Origin of the sequence: Massilia luteola (genome assembly GCF_034420155.1) — a bacterium.
Lineage (GTDB): Bacteria > Pseudomonadota > Gammaproteobacteria > Burkholderiales > Burkholderiaceae_D > Telluria > Telluria luteola.
On sequence record NZ_JAXOFN010000003.1, the window covers coordinates 294,772 to 302,077 of the forward strand.

At 68.2% G+C, this 7,306-nt stretch carries 5 protein-coding genes; all 5 read right to left on the reverse strand.

The genetic code is table 11. From position 1 onward, the window contains the following. Positions 1-5: 5 nt before the first annotated feature. Positions 6-2,390 (reverse strand): beta-glucosidase, encoded by a 2,385-nt coding sequence (locus U9J41_RS06695; RefSeq protein ID WP_322401085.1) that lies wholly within the window; start codon positions 2,388-2,390, stop codon positions 6-8. 32 nt (positions 2,391-2,422) lie between these two features. Continuing rightward, entirely contained in the window at positions 2,423-3,517 is a 1,095-nt protein-coding gene (locus U9J41_RS06700) for an LLM class flavin-dependent oxidoreductase (protein WP_322401087.1), read from the reverse strand. A gap of 508 nt (positions 3,518-4,025) precedes the next feature. Next, positions 4,026-5,159, reverse strand: a complete 1,134-nt coding sequence (gene lldD, locus U9J41_RS06705; protein WP_322401089.1) for an FMN-dependent L-lactate dehydrogenase LldD — start codon at positions 5,157-5,159, stop codon at positions 4,026-4,028. A 57-nt stretch (positions 5,160-5,216) separates the two neighbouring features. After that, positions 5,217-5,999, reverse strand: coding sequence for a triose-phosphate isomerase (tpiA, locus tag U9J41_RS06710; protein WP_322401091.1), 783 nt, complete (start codon positions 5,997-5,999; stop codon positions 5,217-5,219). Between the two features lie 122 nt (positions 6,000-6,121). Next, a partial coding sequence (gene rhaI / locus U9J41_RS06715) for an L-rhamnose catabolism isomerase (RefSeq protein WP_322401093.1) occupies positions 6,122-7,306 on the reverse strand: 1,185 nt, incomplete at its 5' end.

Here is a 7,306-nt window from a genome sequence, read left to right on the forward strand (position 1 = left end):
TGCAATCAGTTGTGGTTCACTTGTACGGCGAGCGGCAGGTCGGCGCTGGACCTGCCCACGAGCAGATCGATGGTGCCCGGCAGGTCCGCCCATCCGTCCTGCCACGTCTGCAGGCGACGGCGCGCGACGGCAATGCGTACGATGCCGGTTTCGCCTGGCGCCAGATGGATCCTGGCGAAGCCGACGAGCGTCAGCTCCGGCACCGTGCGATAGACTTGCACGACTTCCGCGCCGGCGCGCGCCCCCGTGTTGCGCACGGCGGCCCTGACGCTCCACCCGCCCGCACCGTCGGGCCCGACCTCGGCCCCGTCGAGCGCGAACGTCGTATAGCCGAACCCGCTGCCGAACGCCTGCCGCGGCGTGACACGCTGCGCGGCGAGGCCGCGATAGCCGACCTGGACGCCTTCGGCATACGGCAGGTCGCCGTTCGAATCGGGCCGCAGCGACAGCGCGGGATAATGCGCGTCCTCGCACGCGATCGTGACGGGCATGCGCCCGCCGGGTTCACGGTCGCCCGCCAGCACCTGCGCCAGGGCGCGGCCGAATTCCTCGCCCGGATACCAGCAGTGCAGCACGGCCTTCGCCCGCACGTCCCAGCGCGTGTCGAACGCGTGGCCCACGTTGGTGACGACGATCGTGTTGTGGTTGGCCGCGCACACCTGGTCGATGAGCGCGACCTGTTCGGCCGGCAGCCGGGTATCCGCGCGGTCCTTGCTTTCCACGCTGGCGTCCGACGTCTCGCCTACGACCAGCACGACGGCATCGGCATCCCGCGCCGCCGCGACCGCGCGCGCCATCATGGCGTCGTTGCTGTCCGGCCCGCGCACGCCGTACCACAGGCCCTGGCAGCGCGCCGCCGTGTAGCGCAGCTCGACGACGACGTCGACCTGGCGGCCCGCGCGCAGGTCGACGGTCACGCAATCGGCGTCGCCGCTTTTCAGGCGGCCCATCACGTCGCCGGGCGCCAGTTGCCCGTCGCGCCGGAACACTTGGGCACCATCGACCACGAGGCGCAGCGCGCCCGTGCCGCCCACGTAGAAGCGATGCGGCCCGTCGGCCTGCGCCGTGTAGACGCCGCTCGCGCGCGTGGCCGCGTCGCGCTGCAGCGCGCCGGCCGCGTGCACGCCGTGGAACCACGTCAGCGAATTCGTGTCGCGCGTCTCGCTCAACAGGGGCACGCCCGCGCAGTCCGGGTTGTCGAAGTAGTCGAGCGTCATGCCGCGCATGCAGCCGTCGCCGAGATCGCGCGCGGGCCGTGCGGGCATGCGCGGCAGCTTGGGCTGCGGATCGACGCCGGGCTCGTAGGCCACGACGGCGGCGCCGAAGCGCGCCCGCAGCGCGTCGATCGGCAGCAACGCGTCGGGACGCACGGCGATCTTGGCGAACGTGCCGCCCTGGAAGCAAGGCGCGCTCGCGTTCGGACCGATGACGGCGATGCGCGCATGGCGTGCCGGATCGAGCGGCAGGACCGCGTCCTCATTGCGCACCAGCGTGAAGCCGGCGGCGGCGGCGTCGACCAGCAGGTTTCTGGCCTCGGCGGGCGCCAGCGGCGCGCCCTTGCCGCCGCCGAAGCGGCGCGCGGTCGCGGCCACCCGGTCGGCGGCGTCGCGCAGGCGCGCGGGATCGACCTGGCCTGCCGCGACAGCGGCCGCGCTCCTGGCACCGAGGAAGCGCGCGGGCCCCGGCATCTCCAGGTCGAGGCCGCCGTTCAGGGACGGCGCCGTCGAATGGGTGCCGAACCAGTCGCTCATGAACACGCCGCCGAACTTCCATTCGCCCTTGGCGACGTCGCGCACAATGGCGCCGGCTTCCGCGCACCAGGCGCCGTTCACTTTGTTGTACGCGGTAAGCATGCCAGCGCATCCGGCCTGCGCGGCCATCTCGAACGGCTGCAGGTAGACTTCGCGCAGGGTGCGCGCGTCCACGACCGCGTTCATGCTGTCGCGCGCCGTCTCGCTGTCGTTGCACACGAGATGCTTCGCCACGGCGCCCGTGCCGACCGACTGGCAGCCCTGGATCCACGCCGCACCCAACTGCCCGCACAACAGCGGGTCTTCGGAAAAATATTCGAACGCGCGGCCCGCCAGCGGGCTGCGTGCGAGATTCAGGTTCGGCGCCAGCATCAGGTCCACGCCACGCCGGATCGCTTCGCCGCCGACGAGGCGCCCTACCCGCTCGACCAGGGCATGGTCCCAGCTGGCGCCGAGCGCGATGGGCGCCGGCGTCAGGAGCGAGACGTCGCGCTCGTCGACGCGCGGTCCCGCTACGCCCATCGGCCCATCGGCCATCGCGAGCGCGGGAATGCCGGCATGGGGAATCGCCGCCGTCGACCACATCGACGCGCCCGCCGTCAGCGTCGCCATCTCGCTCATGCTCAGTTCTGTCGTCACTCCGTGTCTCCTCCAGTGCGCGTGGTTGCGGATTACTTGAATGCCGGGATGACGTGTTCGGCCAGCAGGCGCAAGGTCTGGTTCGCGTAGGCCAGGCGCTGTGCGGTCAGCGGGCCGGTGACGGTGCCGCACAGGACGTTGCCGATGCCGACCTGCTGGTAGGCGCGCAGCTTGTCGATCACCGTGTCCGGGCTGCCGTAGAGGCACCACGTGGCCATCCATTCTTCCGTCAGGGCGCTGCCGGTGCGGTCCGTCTTCTTGTTGGCCTCATCGCTTTCGGCCTTGGCGTTGAACGCCGCTTCGCGGTCGACCGCTTCCTGGTACGACGTCAGGATCTCCAGCACTTCGGCGCGTGCCTGTTCGTCCGTCGGCGCCACGTGCACGCACTGGTAGCTGTGCGTCGTCCACGACAGCGCGTCCTTGACCGTGTCATCCGCATGGCCCGCGGCGACGAGCTGCTCGTGGTACTTCGCGAAATATTTCTTCACGTGCGTGAGCGGCTCCAGGCCGCCGATCTGCGGCGGCGTGAACGCGGGAATGAACGCGGGCCAGCCGTTTACCGCCGCGCGGGTGATGCTCGTGTCCTTCATGGCCACCGGCATCAGGCGCGCATGCTTCCGGCCATAGGGGCTCGGCGCGATCCGCTGCAGCACGCGGCCCTTGTGGAAGCCGTCCAGTTCGATCGCGTCGTCTTCCATGCGCTTGTTCCACAGCGCCTCCGCGGCGGCGAGATTCTCGTCGGCGATGCGGCCGGCGTCCTTGTAGTTGACGCCGAAACCGATCATCTCTTCCGGCGTCGTGCCCGAGCCCACGCCAACCAGCAGCTTGCCTTTCGTCAGATGGTCGAGGATGTTGATGCGCTCCACGAAGCGGATTGGGTGATGCAGCGGCACGGTGGTGACCGAGAAACCGAAGTGCATGTCCGGCAGCTTGGCCGCGAGATACGAGGCGAACATGTAGCTGTCGCTCGCGACCGGCATATAGCCGTTGAAATGGTGGTCCGGCAGGAAGATCGCATCGAAGCCGAGCTCGCCAGCCAGCAAGGCGTGCTGCTCCAGGTCGACGATCAGCTGGCGGTCGGCGTCCGGCGTCATGGTGCGGGCGTTGAGGAAGACGGAAAAGCGCATACAGGTTCCTTCGAGGTCTGGTCTGGGAAAATCGGAAATTCGCTACGACCGGCAAAATTATAATCAGAATTATGATTATGCTAGAACACGATCATTGACCCGTCAATGTTTTTGTGAATGTGGCCCGACGAAGCATCGTCCACGCGGCCGACGCCACCGGCGAGCGCCGGGGGCGCGACACGGCATCGCGAACCGGGCGAGACGATACAAAAAAAAACCTGCCGGGTGCCGACAGGCCGAGGGAGACCATTCGCCGCACGCTTACCGGTCGACCTGGACAGGTGGACACATGACTGAGCGAATGCGGGAATACTGTATCAAATTGGGCGAGGCGGGAAAAACCGATTGTCTGGATGCCAGCTATCGGTACCGTGGATAGCTGCGATGACTATGCCGTCCCGGCGGCGACAGGGCTGACGTAGCCGATGGTCGAATGACGCCGGCGTGGCGGTGTCCAGTACCGAGTGTCCCGCGGACAGGTGCGACAGCTGAAACGAATGGACAGATGCTAGCCAGCGAGGAGATGGGGCCCAATCTCGCGCACCGATGTTGCCCCGGTCAGCACCATATTCGTGCGCAGATCCTTTTCAAGAATCGCAAACAGCCGCTCCACCCCGGCCTGCCCTTGCGCCGCCAGCGCGTACACGAACGCGCGCCCGAGCAGCACGCCATCGGCGCCAAGCGCCAGCATACGAAACACGTCGGTACCGGTACGCACGCCGCCGTCCGCGAAAATCGTCATCGTCTCCTTGACCGCGTCGGCGATGGCCGGCAAGGCCCGCGCCGTCGACAATGCGCCGTCGAGCTGACGCCCGCCATGGTTCGAGACGACGATGCCGTCCGCGCCGAAGGCCAGCGCGTCGCGCGCATCGTCACTGTCCAGGATGCCCTTGATGACCAGGTTGCCCTTCCACTCGTCGCGGATCCACTCGAGATCCCGCCAGCCGATGGCGGGATCGAAATTCGCACCGAGCCATCCGATATAGTCCTGCAGTCCGGTGGCATGCCCGCGGTAGGCCGAGATGTTCCCGAGGTCGTGGGGCCGGCCGCGCAGTCCGACGTCGAGTGCCCAGCGCGGATGCAGCATGGCCTGGATGACGCGCCGCAGCGCGGCGTTCGGACCACTCATGCCGCTATGCGCGTCGCGGTAACGCGCGCCCGGCACCGGCATATCGACGGTGAACACGAGGGTCGTCGCCCCCAGTTCGCTGGCGCGCCGCATGACGTCGCGCATGAAGCCGCGGTCCTTCAGCACATACAGCTGGAACCAGATCGGGCTGGACGCCTGCGCCGCCACTTCCGCCAGCGGACACACGGACACCGTCGACTGGATGAACGGAATATTCCGGTTACACGCGGCCCGCACCGCCTGCACTTCGCCGCGCCTCGCGTACATGCCGGTCAGCCCGACGGGGGCCAGCGCGATCGGCAGGTCGTAGCGCTGGCCGAACCAGTCGACGCCGAGGTCGAGCCGCTCGGCACCGCGCATGACGCGCTGGCGCAGCCGGACGGACTGCAGGTCGTCGACATTGGCACGCAGCGTCTCCTCGGCGCCGGCACCGCCATCGAGGTAATGAAAGAGAAATGGAGGCAATACGCGGCGGGCAGCCGCGCGATAGTCGGTCGCGGATGAAATGATCACGGCAATTTAGAGGAATGGATACGACATGAATCGATCTGCAGCGAAGGCATGCGGCGTCTACTGCACCGCTTCGAGCGCCGTCGCGACATCGGCGATCGACAGGAACTGCTGCGCGTTGAGCGACGCACCGCCGATCAGGCCGCCGTCGATGTCGGGCATCGCCAGGAGCGCCGCGGCGTTCTCCGGCTTCATGCTGCCGCCGTACAGGATCCGCACGCTTTGCGCGATACTCGCGGAATACCCGGCAAGGCAGCGCCGGATGAACGCGTGAGCGTCCTGCGCGACGTCGGCGGTCGCCGTCACGCCGCTGCCGATCGCCCAGACGGGTTCATACGCGACCGTCAACGCCATGAGCTGGCCACTGCGCGCCAGCACATCCGCGACGACGCGGATCTGGCGCGACAGGACGTCATGGGTGCTGTCGGACTGGCGCTCCTCCCAGGTCTCGCCGACGCAAACGATCGGGCTCAGTCCCGCCGTGATCGCCTGCAGGGCCTTCCGGGCCACGGCCTCGTCGCATTCGCCGTGCGACGCGCGCCGTTCGGAGTGCCCGAGCAGGACGTAGCGACATCGGAAATCGGTCAGCATGGCCGCCGACACGTCCCCCGTCCGCGCCCCGTTCGCGTGTTCGGACAGGTCTTGTGCGCCGAGCTTGATGCCGGTCGCCGACAGTACGACATCGCACAGGTCGAGATAGACGAACGGCGGGCAGATCGCCACCTCGCACCCCAACGCTTTCGACCTGGCGCCGATGACGCCCAGCAGTTCACGGACAGTCTGCCTGCTGCCGTTCATCTTCCAATTTCCAACAATTAGCTTGCGACGCAACCCCGCCCCCATGCATGTTCTCGTCAGTCCCGGCAAACCACTCGTGGGTTACCACCCCGGCCGGATTCACGGCGTCTTCGCAACGCGATGCGATGCCGCGCCCGCCAACCGGCGCGGCATCGACACCGCGGTCCTCAGACGATACCGCTGCTGTTCGCGCCGGCCCTGGCCGGACGCGCGCTCGCCGCGCGGTCGCGATACCCGCTCGCGCGGTAGCATGCCACCGGGTCGGCCGCGCCGCCCGCGCGCACGCGCGCCATCGCGAGGATGGCCGACACGTCGGTGCGGTACGCCGTCTTGAGCGCCTGCGCCGCCAGCAGCACGTCGTTGGATTCCTGCAGCGCGGCCAGCTCGGTGCGGTCGACGAGCGCGGCCTGCACGTACGCGCGCTGCACTTCCACCGCGCTGTTCATCAGGCTCTCGATGGGGTCGGTCACGTTATGCGACTGGTCCAGCATGTACGCCGGCGCGAACGTCGGGCCTTCGCGCAGGGCGGCGTCGGCCAGCTCGTTGAAGACCAGGAACAGCTGGAACGGGTTGATCGAGCCCGAATCCAGGTCGTCGTCGCCGTACTTGCTGTCGTTGAAGTGGAAGCCGCCCAGCTTGCCGAACTGCGCGAGACGCGCGACGATCATCTCGATGTTCGTGTTCGGCGCGTGGTGGCCCAGGTCGACGAGGCATTTCGCCTTCGGGCCGAGCGTGGTCGCGCACGCGAAGCTCGTGCCCCAGTCGGCGATCGTGGTCGCGTAGAACGCCGGCTCGAACAGCTTGTGTTCGATGAAGACGTTCCAGTCGTCCGGCAGCGCGGCGTAGATGCCGCGCATGCTGTCCAGGTAGCGCTCCAGCGCGCCGCGCAGGTTGCTCTGGCCGGGGAAGTTGGCGCCGTCGCCGACCCACACGGTCAGCGCCCTCGAACCGAGTTCGCGTCCCAGTTCGATGCAGTCGATGTTGTGCTGGACGGCCTGCGCGCGCGTCGCGGCGTTCAGCGACGTGAGGCTGCCGTATTTATACGTGTGTTCCTGGCCCTGCTGGTCCTGGAAGGTGTTCGAGTTGACGGCGTCGAAGGCCAGGCCCAGCGCATCCGCGTGCTGGCGCAGCTCTTTCGCGTCCGTCGGCCTGTCCCACGGGAAGTGCGGCGACACGCTTGGGGTGGCGCGCGTGAGCTGGTTGATCACGCCGCAGTCGTCCAGCTTTTCGAACACGTTGCGCGGCTCGCCGCGGCCCGGGAAGCGCGCGAAGCGGGTGCCGCCCGTGCCCACGCCCCAGCTGGGCACGGCCACGGCGAAGCGCTGCGCGAGCGCCGTCAGTTCTTCGATATC

Excerpts from the sequence above, each read along its gene's own strand:
- U9J41_RS06700 (WP_322401087.1), bottom strand. The coding sequence starts at position 3,517 with ATGCGCTTTTCCGTCTTCCTCAACGCCCGCACCATGACGCCGGACGCC.
- tpiA (WP_322401091.1), bottom strand. The coding sequence starts at position 5,999 with ATGGGGGCGGGGTTGCGTCGCAAGCTAATTGTTGGAAATTGGAAGATG.